The sequence below is a fragment of the Cypionkella sp. genome, from assembly GCF_030652235.1.
GTDB lineage: Bacteria > Pseudomonadota > Alphaproteobacteria > Rhodobacterales > Rhodobacteraceae > Cypionkella.
In genome coordinates this window covers 82,671-100,038 of the sequence record NZ_JAUSBA010000051.1, presented here as the reverse complement: position 1 = coordinate 100,038, position 17,368 = coordinate 82,671, and the positions used below count along the sequence as shown (strand labels likewise).

Sequence of the window (17,368 nt, the reverse complement as noted above, 5' to 3'; positions counted from 1 at the left end):
CCCCTGTGGGTTATTTGAGCAGAGAGGATGACCAATTTTAGTCAAACTGTTTGAGGTTGGGTTGGGGTAATATAATACCGCATATCATAAGTCATTGAATTTGCGTTTTATTATATCTATTCCTGCGCTTGACGCTGCGCGCTGGTTCAGCGATAAGCCACCATCCGAAATGCGAGAGGTGACTCTCGCCCTCTCTCTTATGGGTTCAAGATGAAAACCTTCTCCGCTACGCCTGCGGACATTGACAAGAAATGGATCCTGATCGACGCCGAAGGCATCGTTCTGGGCCGTCTTGCAACGATCGTGGCTTCTATCCTGCGCGGCAAAAATAAGCCGACCTTCACCCCCCACATGGATATGGGTGATAATGTTATCGTCATCAACGCGGACAAAATCCAGATGACCGGTAACAAGCGCAACGACAAGATCTACTACTGGCACACCGGCCACCCGGGCGGCATCAAGCAGCGCACCGCCAAGCAAGTCTTGGAAGGCGCACACCCCGAGCGCGTCGTGGTCAAAGCTGTTGAGCGTATGATCACCCGCAACCGTCTGGGCCGCGTTCAGATGACCAACCTGCGCGTTTACGCGTCGGCTGAGCATCCGCATGAGGCGCAACAGCCCACCGTTCTCGATGTTGCATCGCTGAACCCGAAGAACACCCGGAGCGCATAAATCATGTCCGAAATCAAATCTCTCGACGATCTGAAATCGGCCGTTAGTGCGGCTTCCCCGGCAGCACCTTTGGCTATCGTGCGCGTCTCTGTGCGTGACAAGCTGGGCCGTTCTTATGCGACCGGCAAGCGCAAGAACGCCGTTGCACGCGTCTGGATCAAACCGGGCTCGGGCAAAGTGGTTGTGAATGGCAAAGAGATGGCGGTTTATTTCGCGCGTCCGGTGCTGCAAATGATCCTGCGTCAGCCGTTCACCGTGGCGGGCGTTGAAGGCCAGTTCGACGTGATGGCAACGGTTGCGGGCGGCGGTCTTTCCGGCCAAGCTGGCGCTGTGAAGCATGGCGTTTCCAAAGCCTTGCAGCTTTATGAACCCGCTCTGCGTGGGGCGCTGAAAGCCGCAGGCTTCCTGACCCGCGACAGCCGTGTGGTTGAGCGTAAGAAATACGGCAAGGCGAAAGCCCGTAAGTCGTTCCAGTTCTCGAAGCGCTAAGCTTTATCATCTGGATTGCGCAAAAGGCCCGTGGTGTTCCACGGGCCTTTTGTTTTGCAGTCACCCCGTTGCGGGTCTTATGGCTTACCGAGGTTGGGCATAAAAAAACGGGCCGGAAAGCACCGGCCCGAGGTTGGGGAACAGGGAGAATGGGTCAGGCGCGCCAGAACGGCTTTTCGGCCTCAAGTTCCGCGTGGTCTTCAGAAAGGCCAATGTCGCGCAGCATGTGCTTGGGCATCTGTGCCAACTGCTTTCGGGTGCGATAGCGCAGTTCCCATGCCGCGACGGTCAGCGCGAGCGAGACTGCAACGCGCGACAGCGGCGGCAGAGCTTGGCCATTCAGAGCGAGGGCTTGGTTATACGACATGCGCTTCATCCGATTGTATTGATACAAGATGCAGTTGCCTGCTATGATTGATACAATGCCAGTCGGCGAATCGCCAGAGGAACATTGTTATGCATACAATCTGGGTGCCAGATCTCGCTGGTGACGAAGGGCCGAAGTATCTCTCGCTGGCGCGGGCTTTGCGCGAGGCAATCCGAACCGCCACCTTGCCGCAAGGCACACAATTGCCGACTGTGCGCGATTTGGCTTACCGCTTGTCGGTGACGCCGGGGACGGTCAGCCGGGCTTATCAGATCGCCACGCAGGAAGGCCTGCTGGAAGCGACGGTGGGGCGCGGCACGTTTGTGGCGGCGCGCAAGCCGCGCTTGGGGCCGACGCAACCTTTGTTCATCGACCGCGATCCGGGGATAGAAGATGGGCGGGTTGATCTGCGTTCGCCGCAACTGCCGGATGTCGGACAGGTGGAGGTTTTTGGCGATATCCTGCGTAAGGTTTCTCTAAGTGTTGGCACGGAATGGCTTGATTATACGCATCAAAGTGGTGAGGCCCCGTTGCGCGAGGCGGTGGTGGGTTGGCTGGCTGACCGGGCGCTGGGGCCGATTGGCGAAGATGATGTGATGCTGACGCATGGCGGCCAAAGCGGCATCGGGCTGATCCTCGATTGCTGTTTGCGCGGCGACCGCCCGGTGGTGCTGATCGAGGATCTGGCCTATCCCGGCTTTCGCTATGCCGCGCGTGCGGCGCGGGCCGAGGTGATCGGGATTGAGTTGGACGATGAAGGTATTCGCCCGGATGCATTAGAGGCGGCGTGCAAACGCTATGGTGCGCAGGTGTTATGTCTGACCCCCAGCGCACAAAACCCGACCACCGCGCGGATGAGCCAAGAGAGACAGTCGCAAATTGTATCCATCGCGCGGCGCTATGATCTGCAAATTATCGAAGATGAGTGCTATTTCTATTCTGGCGCGCCGGACCCTGCCTTGCGGGCCTTGGCACCGGAGCGGGTTTGGTATGCGGGCAGCCTGTCGAAATCCGTCTCGGCGGCATTGCGCTTTGGTTATGTGATTTGCCCAACCGGAATGGGGCCAACCGGGCGGCTGGCGGCGCAGCACGCGTTCTTTGCTTTGTCAAAGCCGCTGGCCGAGTTTGCGCTGGAACTGTTCAACTCGGGGGCTGCGCATACGATCCGCGCAAAGGTCGAGACAGATTTTTCTGAACGTTTGCAGATGGTTGTCAATCGTTTGGGTGCGTTTGATCTGTCGTGGCAGAAGGGAATTCCGTTTGCCTGGTTGCGGCTGCCGCAGGGGTGGCGGGCCTATACTTTCACCCGGATGGCGGAAGAACAGGGGGTTTTGCTGCGCGCCGCTGACCAATATGCGATGAGCAATGGGCGGGCCCCCAATGCGGTGCGTCTGGCGATTGCGGGTGGGATTCCAAGGCAGCAACTTGATGCGGGGTTGGCGGCGATGGGGTACATGCTGCCGCGCCCCCCCAACGATATGGGGGTGTGACTGTGTGGCTTTCTGGACTCGGTGGGGCACAATCCTTTTGACAGGAATTGACCGCAGGGAAGTTGGCGCGCAAGATTCTAGGATCGAGCAGGTTGGCCAGACACATAAAAGAAAGGCCCAAAAATGGGACTTCAAACCACGTTTCACGTGCTTGGTGCGGGCGCTGATTTTCTGGGCATGCGCAAGTCGCGCACCGGCCTGACCGAGATTGTCTATGATGATGGCCTGAAGCAACGGCTGGTCTGGCGGGTGTCGGATGGTGCGGGCGATCAGGGGATCTTGGATGCGTTACAGGCGGCGGTGGGCGCGCCAAGGGTGCTCGCCTGTCTGTACGCGGAGCTAAAAAAGCGGGCGATTCAGATCGAGCGGATCTGAATTCATCCTGTTTTCCTTGCGCGAGGGGCGCTTGGCGGCGATGATCGTTCAGGGTTTGCGATCAGATAAGACTTGCGCGGTTTTGCAGGATCGACTTAATTTGATCAAAAGATGCAAAGCTGTGCCAGCCAAGGCGCAACAGGGGGACGGGTATGCAATCGAAACCAAAGGTGCGCTTCAGGGGATCTGAGGCCGCCAACGGGCTGTTGATGATCAGCCCCACCGCAATTTACGCGATTTTGCTGCTGGCGGCCCCCTTGGGGATGATCTTAGTTTATAGCTTTATGACCGACGGATATTTGCAGATTATCCCGAAATTTCAACTGTGTAATTACTTTGGTGAGTGTCATTCCTACAAGGATGTCAACGGCGTTCTGACCGAGTCGCAGACCTACAAAGGTGTGTGGTCGGACCCACTGGCTCTGACGCTGATGTGGCGGTCGCTGATGATTTCGATGGTGGTGACGGCGGTGACGGTGCTGCTGGCGTTTCCGGTGGCTTATTACGTCAGCTTTTACGTCGCGCCGTCGAAAAAGTCGCTGTGGCTGTTTTTGATCACCATTCCGTTCTGGACCAGTTACCTGATCCGGGTGTTTCTATGGAAGGTGATTTTGGGCACCGGCGGGCCGATCAACTTCGGTCTGCTCGAGATTGGCCTGATCCAAGAGCCGATCACCTGGCTTTTGTACAATGTCAATTCGGTGGTGATCACCCTCGCGCATGCCTATGCGCCGTTTGCGATCCTGCCGATTTTCGTCTCGCTTGAAAAGATTGACCGCTCGTTCCTTGAGGCCGGGCGCGATCTGGGCGAAAGCCCGTTCATGACGTTCTGGCGGGTGACGCTGCCCCTTGCGATGCCCGGGGTGATTTCTTCGGTGCTGATCGTGTTTATTCCGACCATTGGCGACTACGTCACACCCAGTTTGGTCGGCGGGCCAGAGGGCAAGATGGTCGCTAACCTTGTCGAGTTGAACTACAAAAAACTGGACAATTATCCGCTGGGATCGGCGCTGGCGGTGTCCTCGATGGCGCTGGTGATGGCAGTCAGCCTGTTGTTTTTGTTCCTGAACAGGCGATTCTTGCGGGGGAATAAGCGATGAAGGGCGGCTGGTTTCGCGGCTATACGATCTTTTATCTGATTTTTCTTTACGCGCCGATCGTGCTGCTGCCGATCTTTGCGTTTAACAACGCCACCACGATCGCCTTTCCGCTGAACGGCTTCACCACGATCTGGTTTAGCAAGCTGTGGGATGATCCGGCACTGCATCAGGCGCTGAAAAACTCGTTGATCATCGGCTGTAGTGCCGCGGTGATCTCGACCTGCCTGGGTGTTTTCGCCTCGCGCGCCTCTAGCCGTTATGCGTTTCCGTTCAAGACGCCGCTGATGGGGCTGATCATGCTGCCTTTGGTGATGCCGGATATCATTCTTGCGGTGGCACTGCTGACGGTTTTGCTGGGCATCGGCATGCCGCTCAGCCTGTTCACGGTGATCTTGGGGCACGTGCTGGTCTGCACGCCGTTCTCGATTGCGATCCTGTCGGCGGCGTTCCAGTCTTTGGATCAATCACTGGAAGAAGCCGCTTATGACTTGGGGGAGACCCCGATTTCGGCGTTCCGCTTGGTGATCCTGCCGCTGGTGTTGCCGGGGATCATCTCATCGCTGCTGATCACCTTCACCATCAGCCTTGATGAATTCATCATGGCGTTCTTTTTGGCGGGCAATGAAAACACCCTGCCGGTCTATATCTTTGGCCAGTTCCGCTTTCCGCAGAACGTGCCGGTCATTCTGGCTTTGGGGACGATTCTTGTGTGTCTGTCCATCGCCTTGCTTGCAACCGCAGAATATTTCCGCCGCCGTGGCCTCGCCAAAACCGGTGGTAAGGGTACTGGAGGCTTCCTGTGACGTCTGAAACATCAACCGCTGCCGATCAGACGATGATCGAGTTCAAAGACGTTCATAAGTATTATGGCGACTATCACGCCCTGCGCGGTATCACCGCGACGATCAAAGCGGGCGAGTTTTTCAGCCTGCTGGGGCCGTCTGGGTGTGGCAAGACCACGCTGCTGCGCACCATTGCCGGGTTTGAGGGCATTTCCTCGGGCGTGGTGATGATTGACGGCAAGGATATGGCGAATGTGCCGGCCAATGTGCGGCCAACCAATATGGTGTTCCAATCCTACGCGATCTTCCCGCATCTGACGGTGGAGCAGAATGTGGGCTTTGGTCTGCGCAAAGACCCGCGCTCGGCTGCGGAGAAAGCCAAAGCGGTGGCCGAGGCTTTGGAAATGGTCGGGTTGAAAGGCTACGGCGCGCGGGCGGCGCATGCGCTTTCGGGCGGGCAGCGGCAGCGGGTGGCATTGGCGCGCGCGCTGATCCTAAAGCCGAAGGTGCTGCTGCTGGATGAACCGTTGAGCGCCTTGGACAAAAAGATGCGCGAGCAGATGCAGATGGAGCTGATCAAGCTGCAACGCCAGGTTGGCATCACCTTCATTCTGGTGACACATGATCAGGAAGAAGCCTTGGTGATGTCGGACCGCATTGCGGTGATGTTTGAGGGCGAGATCGTGCAACTGGCTGATCCCGAAACTTTGTACAGGCGTCCGAATAGCCGGAAAGTGGCGGATTTCATTGGCACGATGAACTTTTTGCCTGCCGATATTCTGTCAGAGGTGGAGGGCAAGGTAGAGGTGGAGGCCAAGGGTTTTGGCAGGCTTACGCTGGATGCCGAACAAGTGTCGGTGGCGCCGGGCAGTTCCGGCGCCTCGATTGGCTTCCGTCCCGAGACGCTGACGATCCTGTTTGATGGCCAGACGGCAACCGACCGCGAAAGTAAGGCCGAGGTGGTTGAGGTCGTCTATTACGGCGATATGACCTATTACGACATCAAGCTGGAAGGCACCACCGAGCCGATGCGGCTGTCGATGCGCAACGTATTCGGGCGACCTGTGCTGGATATCGGCACGCAAACGCGGGTGGCATGGTCGCCGGGGGCACTGGTGCTGTTCCGCTGAACAAAGTGTTTCAGGCTTTCGTCTGTCTCCGTGGCATCGAGTCTGGGGCATTACGTGTATAAATTATTATCTGCGCTGCATTCTAACTACATTGGCTTTGGCCTGATGTCGCTATTCGCACATGTGGTGAATTACAATCAGGTCTACACAACGCGATTTTCTGGCACCGTGTTTGTATGGAAATACATATTTCTAATGATTTTTATAATCTCATGTTTGGTAAGAATTTTTAGGTTCATTCGAACGAGAGGTTATCTGTAACGTCTAGGAATCTGGCCGCAACAGCCCCAAGCCGCGCAGATAGATCCCGATGCCTGCTTCCAGCAAATCTTCCGGCGGAAATGGGCTTTTTGCCCCCGGCGCGCCGCGCATGTAAAGTTCCACCACGCCGTGGCTTAGCGCCCAGATATGCGCCGAGAACATGCTGGAGGGCGGGCGTTTGTTGGCGGGCAGATGTTGCGACAGTTGCTCGGCGGCTTGTTCCAGCACCGCGCGGGCCTTTTGCGCGACGATGGCCAGATCGGGATGCGCTTGCAGGCTAAGGCCGGATTCGAACATCGCCATGTAATGGCCGGGATATTTGCGGGCGAAAGCCAGATAGGCGCGGCCTGTGGCCTCAAACGCCGCGAGCGCGGTGGGCTGGCCGTTGTTATAGGCAAACTCCATCAGGGCGGCGAAAATGTCGTAGCCTTGGCGCGCGACCTCGGCGATCAGATCATCTCGGCCCGCGAAATGGCGGTAGACGGCGGCGGGGGTGACATCGGCGGCTTTTGCGGCTTCGGACAGGGTAAAGCCAGTCGGGCCTTGATCCGCGATCAGTTCCAACGCCGCCTCAACCAAGGCTTGGCGCAGATTGCCGTGATGGTAGCCGCGTTTCACCCTTTTTGCCTTAACTTTGGCCCACCGCAGATTTTGTCATCAATCTTGCCGATCACGGCCAGATCTTTGCCTTTGTAATCCACCGAAAGCAGGATGTTTTGTATCGCACAAATCCGGGTGCGCAGCTTGTCATCCGACAGGATCACCGTCCATGGCGCGTAATTGGAATGACTTTGGGCGAAGGTTTCATCAATCGCGGTGCTATATTCCTGCCATTTCGCCAAGCCATCAATGTCGATTTGGCTCAGCTTCCATTGCTTCAGCGGGTCTTGCTCACGATCCAAAAACCGCTGCAACTGTTCGGCTTGGCCGACTTCCAGCCACAGCTTGACCAGCACAATCCCCTCATCCACCAGCATCCGTTCAAATTCGGGCAGTTGCCGGAAAAATTTCGCGCGCTGTTCCGGGGTACAAAAGCCGAAGACATGCTCGACGATGCCGCGATTGTACCAAGAGCGGTCGAAGAAGGCGATTTCACCCGCCGCAGGCAGCCAATCGACGTAGCGCTGGAAATACCATTGTGCGGCCTCGCGCTCGGTCGGCTTTGGCAGCGCCACAATGCCCGCGACGCGGGGGTTGAGGTTCAGATGCGCCGCAGAAATCGCCCCACCTTTGCCCGCCGCATCACGGCCTTCAAACACCACCACCATGCGCTTGCCGGTGGCTTTCACATCCGCCGCCATCCGCACAAGTTGCACCTGAAGCGCATCCATCTGGACGTTGTAGTCCGCTTTCTTCATCTCGGTCCGGTAAGGGTAATCCTTCCACAGAATCTGATCCTTGCTGGCCTTTTCGATGGTTTTGCGCACCTCTTTCGGGGCGGCTTCCTTGAAATAGCGGCTGATTGCGCCGTCAAAGGGCAGATCCATGATTTCCTCCAGCTTTAGGGTTGCCCCACTATGGCGATTGCGGGCTTGGGCGCAATCCAGAGCGTTGGGCGGCGTGTTCAATCGCCGCCAGAGTTTCGTCGCGGTGGCTGTAGTGCGGCATGTGGCCCGCATCTTCGATCACCGTCAGATGCGCGTTGGGCAGGCGTTCTGACAGTGGTTTAGAGTGGATCACCAGCGGCACGATGGTGTCCGCACTGCCGTGGATCAGCTCAATGGGCAGCGTGAGTTGCGGGTAGAGCGGTTCTTGCGCGACGATTTCGGGGCGTAGCTTGTTCACTTGCTCAAAATTGGCGCGCAGGGTGTTGCTGCGCATCGTCAGTTTCGCGGCGATGGCTTGGGCATAGCCGGGCGGCACCGGATCGGGGGCGAAGATGGCCGCGATGGTGGCGTCAAGATAGCTGTCAGGGGTGAAAGCCGAGGCCAGCGGCGGGATCAGTGCCGCACCGATGCCGCTATCGGTCAATCGGTAGAAGATGTCGAGCGGGCCGGGCCATGGCAGTGAGGGGGCCGAGATCAGCACCAAGGCGCGCGGTTTCAGTGGGGCGAACAACGCCCAAGCCAAGGTGACCGAACCGCCATAACTTTGGCCGACGATAATGGGATCGTGGACGTTCAACTGTGCGGCAGCATCCGACAGGTGCAGGGCTTGGCTGCGCAAAGATTGGTCGGGGATCGGGTCTGACCAGCCCAGACCGGGGCGGTCAAAAGCAATGACGCGGTAGGATTGTTCCAGATCAGCGGCAAGTGCCACCGTCATATCGCGGGCATTGCCGGAGGCCCCGTGAATCAGGATCAGATCGGGGCCTTGGCCTGTGACATAGGCATGCACCTGCGCGCCGTTCACCGTCAGGAACTGGCCCTCGGGCGGGAATTCAGCGGCAATCGCGGCCTCACGCGATTGGGCGCGATACAGCGTGACTGCCGACAAGCCAACCAAGATCGCGGCCGATATCAGGATCTTAGCGGCCAATTTCTGCCATGTCATAAGGGGTGCCCTGATAAATCTCGTTGATCCAGTTGCCGTAAAGCAAATGCGCGTGGCTGCGCCAGCGGTTCAGCGGAGGTAGGGCCGGATTGTCGTTCGGGTAGTAATTGTCCGGCACATTGATCGGGGTGCCAGCGGCCACATCGCGGTCATATTCCTGCTTCAGCGTGTCGCTGTCATATTCAAAATGGTTGAAGATATAAAGCGCGCGATGCTCCGGGTCTTCGACCAGACAGGGGCCAACCTGATCGCTGCCCAAAAGCGTGCGCAGGCCGGGGGCTGCGTCAATTTCGGGCTGTTTCATCTCGGTCCAACGGCTGACCGGAATCACAAAATCATCCGAAAAGCCGCGCAAAAACGGCGAGGTCGGCGCAAGGTTCATGTGGCGGAAGCACCCGAACGCCTTGTGATCCAGCATATGCTTTTTGACGCCGTGGAAATGGTTGATCATCGCCATGCCACCCCAGCAGACGCCAAAGGTCGAGAACACGTTGGTCTGGGTCCAATCCATCACCTCGCAGAGTTCATCCCAATAGGTGACCTCCTCGAACGGCAGATGTTCGATGGGCGCACCGGTGATGATCAGCCCATCGAATTTCTCGGATTTCACCTCTTGGAACGGGCGATAGAAGGTTTCCATATGGTCGGCGGCGGTATTTTTTGCCTGATGTTCCGACATGCGGATCAGTTGAAAGTCGATCTGCAACGGTGTTGCCCCGATCAGTCGGGCGAATTGGTTCTCGGTCTGGATTTTCTTTGGCATCAGGTTCAACAGACCGATGCGCAATGGGCGGATTTCCTGCGCCTGCGCCCGCTCGGGCGACATCACCATGACGCCTTCATTCCGCAGAACGTCGAAGGCGGGCAGGGAGGCGGGCAGGGTGATTGGCATGGATTTATCCTGATTTTGTAGAGAGTTAGGCGTGGTTCTTCGCGCGATCAAGGGCAGTCTCGATCATGTCATCGAAATCAGTGGGGGTTTTGACCTGCGCCACGTCTTCGGCGGTAACGGTCACGCCCCACCGTGCCATCGCGGCATAGCGCGGCTGGCGATGATCCAAAAGGCGGGCATAACCAAAGCGCAAGAACGCGTCTGGGTCCACTTCGGTCGCGGATTTGCCTTCATGAACAAGGTATTCCGCCCATAACTTCATCAGAAAATCCGGGCGGTAATACATCGGCTTTGGGGCGCGGTCAAAGCGGCGGGCAAGTTCGGCTTTGTGGGTATCCGAGCCTTTGATCCAGACGAGCAACTGGTTATCGGCCAAGGCGCGCATCACCGGATCGGCGGGGCTTTCGGCATCGACCACCTCGCAGATCGAACCTGAGGTATCGCAGATAAAGTTCTGATAGCCATAGATATTTTTAGCGCGTTCGACAAAGCGCGGCACATCCAGCATGGCTGAGATTTCGGCCTGCGCATGTTCGGCCTGGCGGCGCTGATATTCCTCAAACGCAATGCCACCGCGCGCCGGATCACCGGGCTTGCCGAGATAGGTCGAGAGCGGGGCCAAGTTATTAAAGGTGATGTTCGAGGCGATATAGACCGAATCCGACATCAACAATTCTCGCAGCAGCGGAACCTTCATCGCCTCGCGCTTGAAGTTGTCGGCGATGAATTCGTTCATATAACGGGTGCCGATGCGGTAGTCGACCGAGTAGTGAAACCAGCCGCCCGCGTTCGCTTGGCCCGCATCCCGCAGCATGTTCGACAGATAGGTTTTGCCCAAGCCCGACATGCCAAACAGCAGCACGCGCTTTTGGCGGGCGGCGCGAAAATCTTGTCCTGAGGTGTAAATCATCGCGCGCTCCGGCTTGCTTGGCACGGCTTTGTTACAGGCGCAGGCCGGGAGGGGGAAGCGAAAATGAAAGCGGCCCCACAAGCACTGCGGGGCCGGAAAATTAAAAGGCTGCGATCAGAACGTGAAGGCGACGTTCACACCGACGCCGACCGCATCATTGCCAGAAAACTTGGTGCCTGAGGCGTCAACCGCATCGCCAAGCTTCACATATTCAACGCCACCGGTGATTTTGACGTTGTCTTTGGTCCACGACCCGCCGATGCCAAAGCTGCGACGGCCATCGGTGGGGGAAAGTCGCGAGGCTTCCTCGCCATCGGATTTCTCATAGCCAATCCGTGCGAACACTGACAAGCTGTCATTGATCTTGCGACCAACGCCCAATTCGTAGGTGATGACATTATTCGAAAAACCGGTGATCTCATCATTGATCACGCCGTTATAGTAATCGGGCCGAACGTGCCATTTCGACCACTCGCTCCACGTCACCGAGCCGAACACCAGCGTGTCTTTCGCCACCCCCGACTGAAAATCCAAGGTCACGCTTTGCGGCATGCTGATTTCGGTTTTGCCATCAATGGTGGCACCCTCGTTCAGGCCCGCAAACCGCTCTGACGTGCCAAACTCATGCTTGATGGAGGATTCGTAGGTCAGGGCCACACGCAGGGCAATGTCGGGAATTTGATAGGCCGCACCAACCACATAGCCGACTTGCGTGTCGGTATCGGTTGTTGCGGTATAAGGCCCAATCACGATCGGCGTGGCGGGTGGCGACAGCATTTGCACCGGAATATTGATTTCTGCGGAAGATCTGACCAGACGCAGACCACCGTAAACCGAGGCGCGCTCGTTAAGGTTATACTTCAGCAAAGCCGCCAGTTGCGTGCTTTTCCAATGCGCCTCTAGCCCATTGTAGATGCCTTCCTTGTAATGGGCATCCGCGCCGTAGGGCTGGTTCAGGAAGATCGCATAGGACAATTTATCATTGATGTCCGATTTATAGCTGAACGACAGCGTCGTGTAGGTTTCGGACATATTTCCGGTTGGGATTGGGCCAGCAAGCGGATGGGTGAACACACCGCCAACCGACGGGGTCACGTTGGAAAAACCAATCGTCGCAATGCGGCCTTTGTCAAACAGCGCCGAATAGCTGGTGCCAGAGCGGTCAATCCCCCCCGCCTGTGCCAGCGTCGTGGTCATTGCCAATGCGCCAAGCGCGGTGACGATATGCTTCATGGTCTACTCCCCGTAACCGATGCTGCATCTTGGCATGTCCCAACTTTTCCGTGGGTTAATGCGATCAATGCGGTGATTTGTCACGCTAAGCGCAAGCCTGTGCAGTGGTCAATCAATGACGCGGCGTCACGGGGTTGTGATTGGCGCGATGTGGCCTTTGGGTCGGATTTCCGCACGGATGTTCAGCCAAATGCCGGCAAAAATCACCGCCGCGCCAAGGATCACGTAGGGGTCAAGCGGTTCGGCATAGATCAAGGCGCCGACCACGGCGATCAGCGGCAGGCGCAGAAAGTCCAGCGGCATGACATAAGAGGCGGGCGCGAGTTTCAGCGCAGCCGTGACGCAGTAATGCGCGGAAACCCCCGCAAGCCCGATCACGCAGAGCCACGGCAGGGTGGCGGCGGTGGGCAGATGGAAGATGCCATCGCTCAGCGCTGCGGTAAGACCAAAGAAGAACTGCATCAGCGTCAGCCAGAACAGGATGCACAGAATAGAGATGCCCACGGTCAGTTTTTTGGTGACCACATTGGTGGTGGCAAAGCAAAGGGCCGAGGCGGCAGCGGCCAGAACGCCGGGGTTCAGATGCGCGAGATCCGGGCGGGCCACGATCAGCACGCCGACAAAGCCCAAGGCGGCGGCGATCAGCCGGATCTTGGTCAGCCGCTCGCCCAGCAGCAGGGCGGCCAACAGCACCACCCACAACGGCGAGGTGAATTCGATGGCGAAAAGCTGCGCCAAGGGAATCATGGTCAGCGCCCAGAACCACAGGTTTTGCCCGGTGAAATGGATCACGTTGCGCAGGGCATGACCGCCAAGTTTGCGGGCGGTGATCTCGGGCAGCTTGCCAGAGGCTGCGGTCAAAGCCAGCACCAGCACAAAGCCTACGGCAGAGCGCACCGTCATGATTTCAAAACTATCGTGGCGCGGGCCGATCTGTTTGGCGGCAATCGCCATCGCCGAGAACGCGAGGATCGAGCCGATCATCCAGAACGCCGCGCGGATCGCGGGCGAGTTGGGGGCTTTGGGCGGACTCATTGGCTGACCTGCGAGGTCATCGAATGGGGCTGAAGCGTTTCTCTGTCAGGCTCGATCCCATCCAGACGGTCGGCTTTGCGCAGGGCCGGGAACATCCAGGCCCAAGAGCCGGTGACGATCATGGTGCCGATGCCGCCGAGCACCGCCGCCCCGACCGGGCCGAGAAAGCGCGAGACGACGCCGGATTCGAATTCTCCAAGCTCGTTAGAGCCCGAGATGAACAGACCTGACACTGAAGACACCCGGCCGCGCATGTGATCGGGGGTGACGATCTGCACCAAGGTTTGCCGGACATAGACCGAGATCATATCCGCAGCCCCCAGCACGGCTAGGGCTGCAACCGAGAGATAGATATTCTGCGACAGCCCGAACACCACCGTCGCCAGTCCAAAGGCTCCCACCGCCCAGAACATCCTGATCCCGGCGCGGCGCTTCAGCGGCCAACGGGCCAGCGCCAGTGCCACCAGCACCGCGCCAATCGCCGGACCCGAGCGTAGGATGCCAAAGCCCTCGGGCCCGACATGCAGAATATCGCTGGCGAAGGCGGGCAGCAGGGCGGTCGCCCCGCCGAGCAGCACCGCGAACAGATCGAGCGAAATCGCGCCAAACACGATCTTGTTGTGGAAGGTGTAGGCGAGGCCCTCTTTGATCTGTGCCCATTGGCTGCCCGGTTGCCGTTCGGGCGTGGTGTTGGCGCGCATCAGCACGAGGATCGCCACGCCCGCGACATACAGCGCCGCCGTGGTGGCATAGGCGGCAGCGGTCGAGATGGCGCACAGCATCCCGCCCAGCCACGGCCCGATGATCACAGCACCCTGCCAGCTGAGTGATTTCAGCGAGATCGCCTGCGGCATGTCGGATTTCGGCACCAGCATCGGCACCAAAGCCGTGGCCGCAGGCGACAAGAAGGCGCGCGCGGCCCCGAACAAAGCGGCGATGGCGAAGATTGCGGTAAAGCCGGGTTTGGGGTGTAGGGCCAAGGCCACAAGGCCCAAAACGCCGATGGTTTCCGCCAGCAGTGCCAGCATGACGATCATACGGCGGGAGTAACGATCCGCCAAAGATCCGGCCCACAGGGTCAGCACGAACAGCGGCAGGAATTGGCACAGGCCGACCATGCCGACCAGAAACGCGCTTTCTTTGATGGAAAGTGTGGCGCGGCCCAGCGCATAGATCTGCCAGCCGATGGTGACGGCCTCTATCTGGGCTGCGATGTTGACAAGCGCCATACCGGTCCAAAATAGGCCGAAATCGCGGTGACGGAACAAAAAGTTTTGAGACAACGCGCGCATGGCCGAAGGACTAGCGCTATCCGTGGCGCTTTGCCAGAGCTGGCATCCTGTGCATTTTTGCGGGACATGTCTGCGCTGGACGGCCTTGTTATGCCGCAATGCAGCATTATGTTGATCATAGATCAAAAAATGGAATCGTCATGACCGCTCACGCCGCTATCAAAACCATCCGCACTGCTGATCATCCGATCCATGCGCAATTCACCGAACGCTTCTCACCGCGTGGCTTTACCGGCAAAACCCTGACCGAGGCCGAGCTGCTGCCGCTGTTTGAGGCCGCACGTTGGGCGCCTTCCGCCAGCAACAACCAACCGTGGCGGTTTGCTTACGGTCTGCGCGGCGATGCAGCTTTCGGCAAGATCGCCGATTCTTTGGTGCCGTTTAACCGCTCTTGGGCCGAAAGAGCCGCCGCTTTGATTGCCGTCGCGTCGCGCACGACGGTTGAGAAAGACGGTAAAGACCTGCCCAATTCCGCGCATAGTTTTGATGCCGGCACCGCTTGGGGCTATCTCGCGTTGCAGGCGTATCATGCCGGGTTGGTGGCGCATGCGATGGGCGGGTTTGAGGCCGATGTGCTGGCCAAGAACCTGAACCTGCCGGAAGGTTATGTGCTGCATGCCGTGATCGCGGTCGGTGAGCATGGCGATATCGAAAAATTGCCCGAAGTGCTGCAAGCCCGCGAAGTGCCGAATGGTCGGCTGCCTTTGGCGCAGATTGTGGCACATGGCGGGTTTGTCTGACCTGTAAACAGGTGCCTTCGCGCGGGGCATCGAGCCCCTTCCGACGGCGCTGCCGGGGATGCGGTCTTCGGCTGTTGCGCGGAGTTGGGGGCCAGCCCCCGCTACGCTCCCCCGGAGTGTTTTTGCCAATGTGAAAGGGGTAGAGGTTTAGTCGCCGATCGCCTCGACCCGGAAATCGCGCAGGATATTGCGGGTGGCGTCAAACCAGTCGGACGCGCGGGTACGGGCCTGATGGGCGTTGAAATCAGTTTGGGTGCGGAAAGTTTCCAGCACCTCCCACCTCAGCGGATCGTCGGTCGGGGTGACTTCAAAGCTAAGGCACCCCGGCTCGGCGCGGCTAAGGCGTGTGTGCTCGGCAACATGCGCTTGCACGGCGGCGGATTGTTCCGACGTCGCGCAGATGAGATGGCCGCGCAACCGGATCATTCGAGTTCGATGGTGCCGGGCGGCTTGGAGGTGATATCGTAGAACACCCGGTTGACGCCTTTGACCTCATTGATGATGCGGGTCATGGTTTCGCCCAAGAAGTCGTGGCTGAACGGGTAGGTGTCGGCGGTCATACCATCGACCGATGTCACCGCGCGCAAAGCCAAAGCGTAGTCATAGGTGCGCCCGTCGCCCATCACACCGACGGTTTTCATCGGCAGAATGGCGGCGAAGGCTTGCCAGATTTCATCATAGAGACCGTGTTTGCGGATCTGGTCGATATAGACTGCATCGGCTTGACGCAGGATGTCGAGTTTCTCGGTGGTGATCTCTCCGGGGCAGCGGATCGCAAGACCGGGGCCGGGGAAGGGGTGGCGGCCAATGAAAGAGGCGGGAAGCCCGAGTTCACGACCCAAAGCGCGGACTTCATCCTTGAACAGCTCGCGCAAAGGCTCAACAAGCTTCAGGCCCATTTTTGCGGGCAGACCGCCGACATTGTGGTGCGATTTGATCGTCACCGAAGGGCCGCCAGAGAAGCTGACGCTTTCAATCACATCGGGGTAGAGCGTGCCTTGGGCGAGAAATTCTGCGCCTTCAATGCCGTTGGCGTATTTCTGGAATACGTCGATGAACAAGCCACCGATGATTTTGCGCTTGGTTTCGGGGTCCGATACGCCTTCGAGTTTGCTCAAGAACAGTTCGGATTCGTCGGCGTGGATCAGGTTCAGATTGTAATTATCGCTGAACATCGCGACGACCTGCTCGGCCTCACCCAGCCGCAGCAGGCCATGATCGACAAAGACGCAGGTGAGCTGATCGCCAATCGCTTCATGGATCAGGATAGCGGTCACAGAGCTGTCAACACCCCCCGACAAAGCACAGATCACCTTCTTGTCGCCGACTTGCGCGCGGATCGCGGCGATGGCTTGCTCGCGGTAGGCGTCCATCGTCCAATCGCCCGAGAACCCGGCCAGCTTCACGAAATTTTCGTAAAGTTTCGCACCCTTCGGGGTGTGATGCACCTCGGGGTGGAACTGCACGGCGTAAAAGTGGCGCGCAGGATCGGCGGTGACGGCGAAGGGGGCGTTGGGCGAGGTGCCGTAAACCTGAAAGCCGGGGGCGATCTTGGAGACATGGTCGCCGTGGCTCATCCAGACCTGTTCGCGGCCATCCGCGAACCAACCATCGAGGATCGACAGATTATCGTTGGTGGGGGTGACGAAAGCGCGGCCAAACTCGGCAGTGCCGTGGCCATGTTCAACCAAACCACCCAACTGCTGCATCATGGTTTGCTGACCGTAGCAGATGCCCAACACTGGCACGCCGAACGACCAGAGCGCCTCGGGCGCGCGGGGCGATCCTGCGCGTGTCACCGAATCCGGTCCACCCGACAAGATCACCGCTTTCGGCGCAAAGCTTTTCAGGAACGCATCATCCACCTTATTATAGGGGTGGATTTCGCAATAAACGTTCAACTCCCGCAGGCGGCGCGCAATCAGTTGCGTGACCTGAGAGCCGAAGTCGATGATGAGAAGGCGATCATGTTGTGTCATGGCCTCGGGTAGCCGGATGTGCGGGGAATCGCAAGATCGCTGGACGGGATTTTTGTGTGTTTGCGGTGGAAAGGCGGGCTTTCAGCCTGCCTTGACCCCCCGTGAGGGTCTTTGCGCACAGAGGA

General features: G+C 58.4%; 19 protein-coding genes. 8 read left to right on the top strand and 11 right to left on the bottom strand.

The window, feature by feature from the left end; all coding sequences use genetic code 11:
• The first annotated feature begins 210 nt into the window (after positions 1-210).
• Positions 211-675 (top strand): 50S ribosomal protein L13, encoded by a 465-nt coding sequence (rplM, locus tag Q7V03_RS18330; RefSeq protein ID WP_304927036.1) that lies wholly within the window; start codon positions 211-213, stop codon positions 673-675.
• Between the two features lie 3 nt (positions 676-678).
• A complete protein-coding gene (rpsI, locus tag Q7V03_RS18325; protein WP_304927035.1) occupies positions 679-1,164 on the top strand; it encodes a 30S ribosomal protein S9 in 486 nt (161 codons plus the stop codon).
• A 154-nt stretch (positions 1,165-1,318) separates the two neighbouring features.
• Here the strand turns inward: rpsI and Q7V03_RS18320 are convergent, their stop codons facing one another.
• The gene (locus tag Q7V03_RS18320; RefSeq protein WP_304927034.1) at positions 1,319-1,531 is read right to left on the bottom strand and encodes a DUF1127 domain-containing protein; all 213 of its coding nucleotides are present in this window, start codon (positions 1,529-1,531) and stop codon (positions 1,319-1,321) included.
• Positions 1,532-1,620: 89 nt separating this feature from the next.
• Here Q7V03_RS18320 and Q7V03_RS18315 point away from each other — a divergent pair, with 89 nt between their 5' ends.
• The 5 genes from Q7V03_RS18315 to Q7V03_RS18295 all read left to right on the top strand — a co-directional run bounded on the left by Q7V03_RS18315 (position 1,621) and on the right by Q7V03_RS18295 (position 6,408).
• Complete coding sequence (locus tag Q7V03_RS18315) at positions 1,621-3,021, top strand: PLP-dependent aminotransferase family protein (protein ID WP_304927033.1); 1,401 nt, start codon at positions 1,621-1,623, stop codon at positions 3,019-3,021.
• A gap of 123 nt (positions 3,022-3,144) precedes the next feature.
• Entirely contained in the window at positions 3,145-3,396 is a 252-nt protein-coding gene (locus tag Q7V03_RS18310) for a hypothetical protein (RefSeq protein ID WP_304927032.1), read from the top strand.
• 152 nt (positions 3,397-3,548) lie between these two features.
• Positions 3,549-4,496 carry an ABC transporter permease gene (locus tag Q7V03_RS18305; RefSeq protein WP_304927031.1) on the top strand — a complete coding sequence of 316 codons (948 nt, stop codon included), beginning with the start codon at positions 3,549-3,551 and terminating at the stop codon, positions 4,494-4,496.
• Positions 4,493-5,299: an ABC transporter permease gene (locus tag Q7V03_RS18300; protein ID WP_304927030.1), complete on the top strand. Its 807-nt coding sequence runs from the start codon at positions 4,493-4,495 to the stop codon at positions 5,297-5,299. The genes Q7V03_RS18305 and Q7V03_RS18300 overlap by 4 nt, the downstream gene beginning before the upstream one ends.
• Before the next feature lie 32 nt (positions 5,300-5,331).
• A complete protein-coding gene (locus tag Q7V03_RS18295) occupies positions 5,332-6,408 on the top strand; it encodes an ABC transporter ATP-binding protein (protein ID WP_304927101.1) in 1,077 nt (358 codons plus the stop codon).
• A 264-nt stretch (positions 6,409-6,672) separates the two neighbouring features.
• On the opposite strand, the gene Q7V03_RS18290 is transcribed toward Q7V03_RS18295, so the two are convergent.
• The 8 genes from Q7V03_RS18290 to Q7V03_RS18255 all read right to left on the bottom strand — a co-directional run bounded on the left by Q7V03_RS18290 (position 6,673) and on the right by Q7V03_RS18255 (position 14,524).
• Complete coding sequence (locus Q7V03_RS18290) at positions 6,673-7,287, bottom strand: TetR/AcrR family transcriptional regulator (RefSeq protein WP_304927029.1); 615 nt, start codon at positions 7,285-7,287, stop codon at positions 6,673-6,675.
• On the bottom strand, positions 7,284-8,156 hold the full coding sequence (gene ppk2, locus Q7V03_RS18285; RefSeq protein WP_304927028.1) for a polyphosphate kinase 2: 873 nt from the start codon (positions 8,154-8,156) through the stop codon (positions 7,284-7,286). The genes Q7V03_RS18290 and ppk2 overlap by 4 nt, the downstream gene beginning before the upstream one ends.
• 28 nt (positions 8,157-8,184) lie before the next feature.
• Complete coding sequence (locus Q7V03_RS18280) at positions 8,185-9,162, bottom strand: alpha/beta fold hydrolase (RefSeq protein ID WP_304927027.1); 978 nt, start codon at positions 9,160-9,162, stop codon at positions 8,185-8,187.
• Positions 9,137-10,054 carry a homoserine O-succinyltransferase gene (gene metA / locus Q7V03_RS18275; RefSeq protein WP_304927026.1) on the bottom strand — a complete coding sequence of 306 codons (918 nt, stop codon included), beginning with the start codon at positions 10,052-10,054 and terminating at the stop codon, positions 9,137-9,139. The genes Q7V03_RS18280 and metA overlap by 26 nt, the downstream gene beginning before the upstream one ends.
• A gap of 25 nt (positions 10,055-10,079) precedes the next feature.
• The gene (locus Q7V03_RS18270; protein WP_304927025.1) at positions 10,080-10,964 is read right to left on the bottom strand and encodes an ATPase; all 885 of its coding nucleotides are present in this window, start codon (positions 10,962-10,964) and stop codon (positions 10,080-10,082) included.
• A gap of 114 nt (positions 10,965-11,078) precedes the next feature.
• Positions 11,079-12,197, bottom strand: a complete 1,119-nt coding sequence (locus tag Q7V03_RS18265) for an OmpP1/FadL family transporter (protein WP_304927024.1) — start codon at positions 12,195-12,197, stop codon at positions 11,079-11,081.
• A 126-nt stretch (positions 12,198-12,323) separates the two neighbouring features.
• Positions 12,324-13,232, bottom strand: coding sequence for a DMT family transporter (locus tag Q7V03_RS18260; RefSeq protein ID WP_304927023.1), 909 nt, complete (start codon positions 13,230-13,232; stop codon positions 12,324-12,326).
• The gene (locus Q7V03_RS18255) at positions 13,229-14,524 is read right to left on the bottom strand and encodes an MFS transporter (RefSeq protein ID WP_304927022.1); all 1,296 of its coding nucleotides are present in this window, start codon (positions 14,522-14,524) and stop codon (positions 13,229-13,231) included. The genes Q7V03_RS18260 and Q7V03_RS18255 overlap by 4 nt, the downstream gene beginning before the upstream one ends.
• Positions 14,525-14,664: 140 nt before the next feature.
• Between Q7V03_RS18255 and Q7V03_RS18250 the strand changes: the two genes are divergently transcribed.
• On the top strand, positions 14,665-15,264 hold the full coding sequence (locus Q7V03_RS18250; RefSeq protein WP_304927021.1) for a nitroreductase family protein: 600 nt from the start codon (positions 14,665-14,667) through the stop codon (positions 15,262-15,264).
• 147 nt (positions 15,265-15,411) lie between these two features.
• On the opposite strand, the gene Q7V03_RS18245 is transcribed toward Q7V03_RS18250, so the two are convergent.
• Together Q7V03_RS18245 and guaA are read right to left on the bottom strand one after the other, a co-directional pair.
• Complete coding sequence (locus Q7V03_RS18245) at positions 15,412-15,690, bottom strand: putative quinol monooxygenase (RefSeq protein WP_304927020.1); 279 nt, start codon at positions 15,688-15,690, stop codon at positions 15,412-15,414.
• Positions 15,687-17,243, bottom strand: coding sequence for a glutamine-hydrolyzing GMP synthase (gene guaA / locus Q7V03_RS18240; RefSeq protein WP_304927019.1), 1,557 nt, complete (start codon positions 17,241-17,243; stop codon positions 15,687-15,689). Before guaA ends, Q7V03_RS18245 begins: the two co-directional genes overlap by 4 nt.
• Positions 17,244-17,368: the final 125 nt, after the last annotated feature.

Excerpts from the sequence above, each read along its gene's own strand:
- rplM (WP_304927036.1), top strand. The coding sequence starts at position 211 with ATGAAAACCTTCTCCGCTACGCCTGCGGACATTGACAAGAAATGGATC.
- rpsI (WP_304927035.1), top strand. The coding sequence starts at position 679 with ATGTCCGAAATCAAATCTCTCGACGATCTGAAATCGGCCGTTAGTGCG.
- Q7V03_RS18320 (WP_304927034.1), bottom strand. The coding sequence starts at position 1,531 with ATGTCGTATAACCAAGCCCTCGCTCTGAATGGCCAAGCTCTGCCGCCG.
- Q7V03_RS18315 (WP_304927033.1), top strand. The coding sequence starts at position 1,621 with ATGCATACAATCTGGGTGCCAGATCTCGCTGGTGACGAAGGGCCGAAG.
- Q7V03_RS18310 (WP_304927032.1), top strand. The coding sequence starts at position 3,145 with ATGGGACTTCAAACCACGTTTCACGTGCTTGGTGCGGGCGCTGATTTT.
- Q7V03_RS18305 (WP_304927031.1), top strand. The coding sequence starts at position 3,549 with ATGCAATCGAAACCAAAGGTGCGCTTCAGGGGATCTGAGGCCGCCAAC.
- Q7V03_RS18300 (WP_304927030.1), top strand. The coding sequence starts at position 4,493 with ATGAAGGGCGGCTGGTTTCGCGGCTATACGATCTTTTATCTGATTTTT.
- Q7V03_RS18295 (WP_304927101.1), top strand. The coding sequence starts at position 5,332 with ATGATCGAGTTCAAAGACGTTCATAAGTATTATGGCGACTATCACGCC.
- ppk2 (WP_304927028.1), bottom strand. The coding sequence starts at position 8,156 with ATGGATCTGCCCTTTGACGGCGCAATCAGCCGCTATTTCAAGGAAGCC.
- Q7V03_RS18280 (WP_304927027.1), bottom strand. The coding sequence starts at position 9,162 with ATGACATGGCAGAAATTGGCCGCTAAGATCCTGATATCGGCCGCGATC.
- metA (WP_304927026.1), bottom strand. The coding sequence starts at position 10,054 with ATGCCAATCACCCTGCCCGCCTCCCTGCCCGCCTTCGACGTTCTGCGG.
- Q7V03_RS18270 (WP_304927025.1), bottom strand. The coding sequence starts at position 10,964 with ATGATTTACACCTCAGGACAAGATTTTCGCGCCGCCCGCCAAAAGCGC.
- Q7V03_RS18265 (WP_304927024.1), bottom strand. The coding sequence starts at position 12,197 with ATGAAGCATATCGTCACCGCGCTTGGCGCATTGGCAATGACCACGACG.
- Q7V03_RS18260 (WP_304927023.1), bottom strand. The coding sequence starts at position 13,232 with ATGAGTCCGCCCAAAGCCCCCAACTCGCCCGCGATCCGCGCGGCGTTC.
- Q7V03_RS18255 (WP_304927022.1), bottom strand. The coding sequence starts at position 14,524 with ATGCGCGCGTTGTCTCAAAACTTTTTGTTCCGTCACCGCGATTTCGGC.
- Q7V03_RS18250 (WP_304927021.1), top strand. The coding sequence starts at position 14,665 with ATGACCGCTCACGCCGCTATCAAAACCATCCGCACTGCTGATCATCCG.
- Q7V03_RS18245 (WP_304927020.1), bottom strand. The coding sequence starts at position 15,690 with ATGATCCGGTTGCGCGGCCATCTCATCTGCGCGACGTCGGAACAATCC.
- guaA (WP_304927019.1), bottom strand. The coding sequence starts at position 17,243 with ATGACACAACATGATCGCCTTCTCATCATCGACTTCGGCTCTCAGGTC.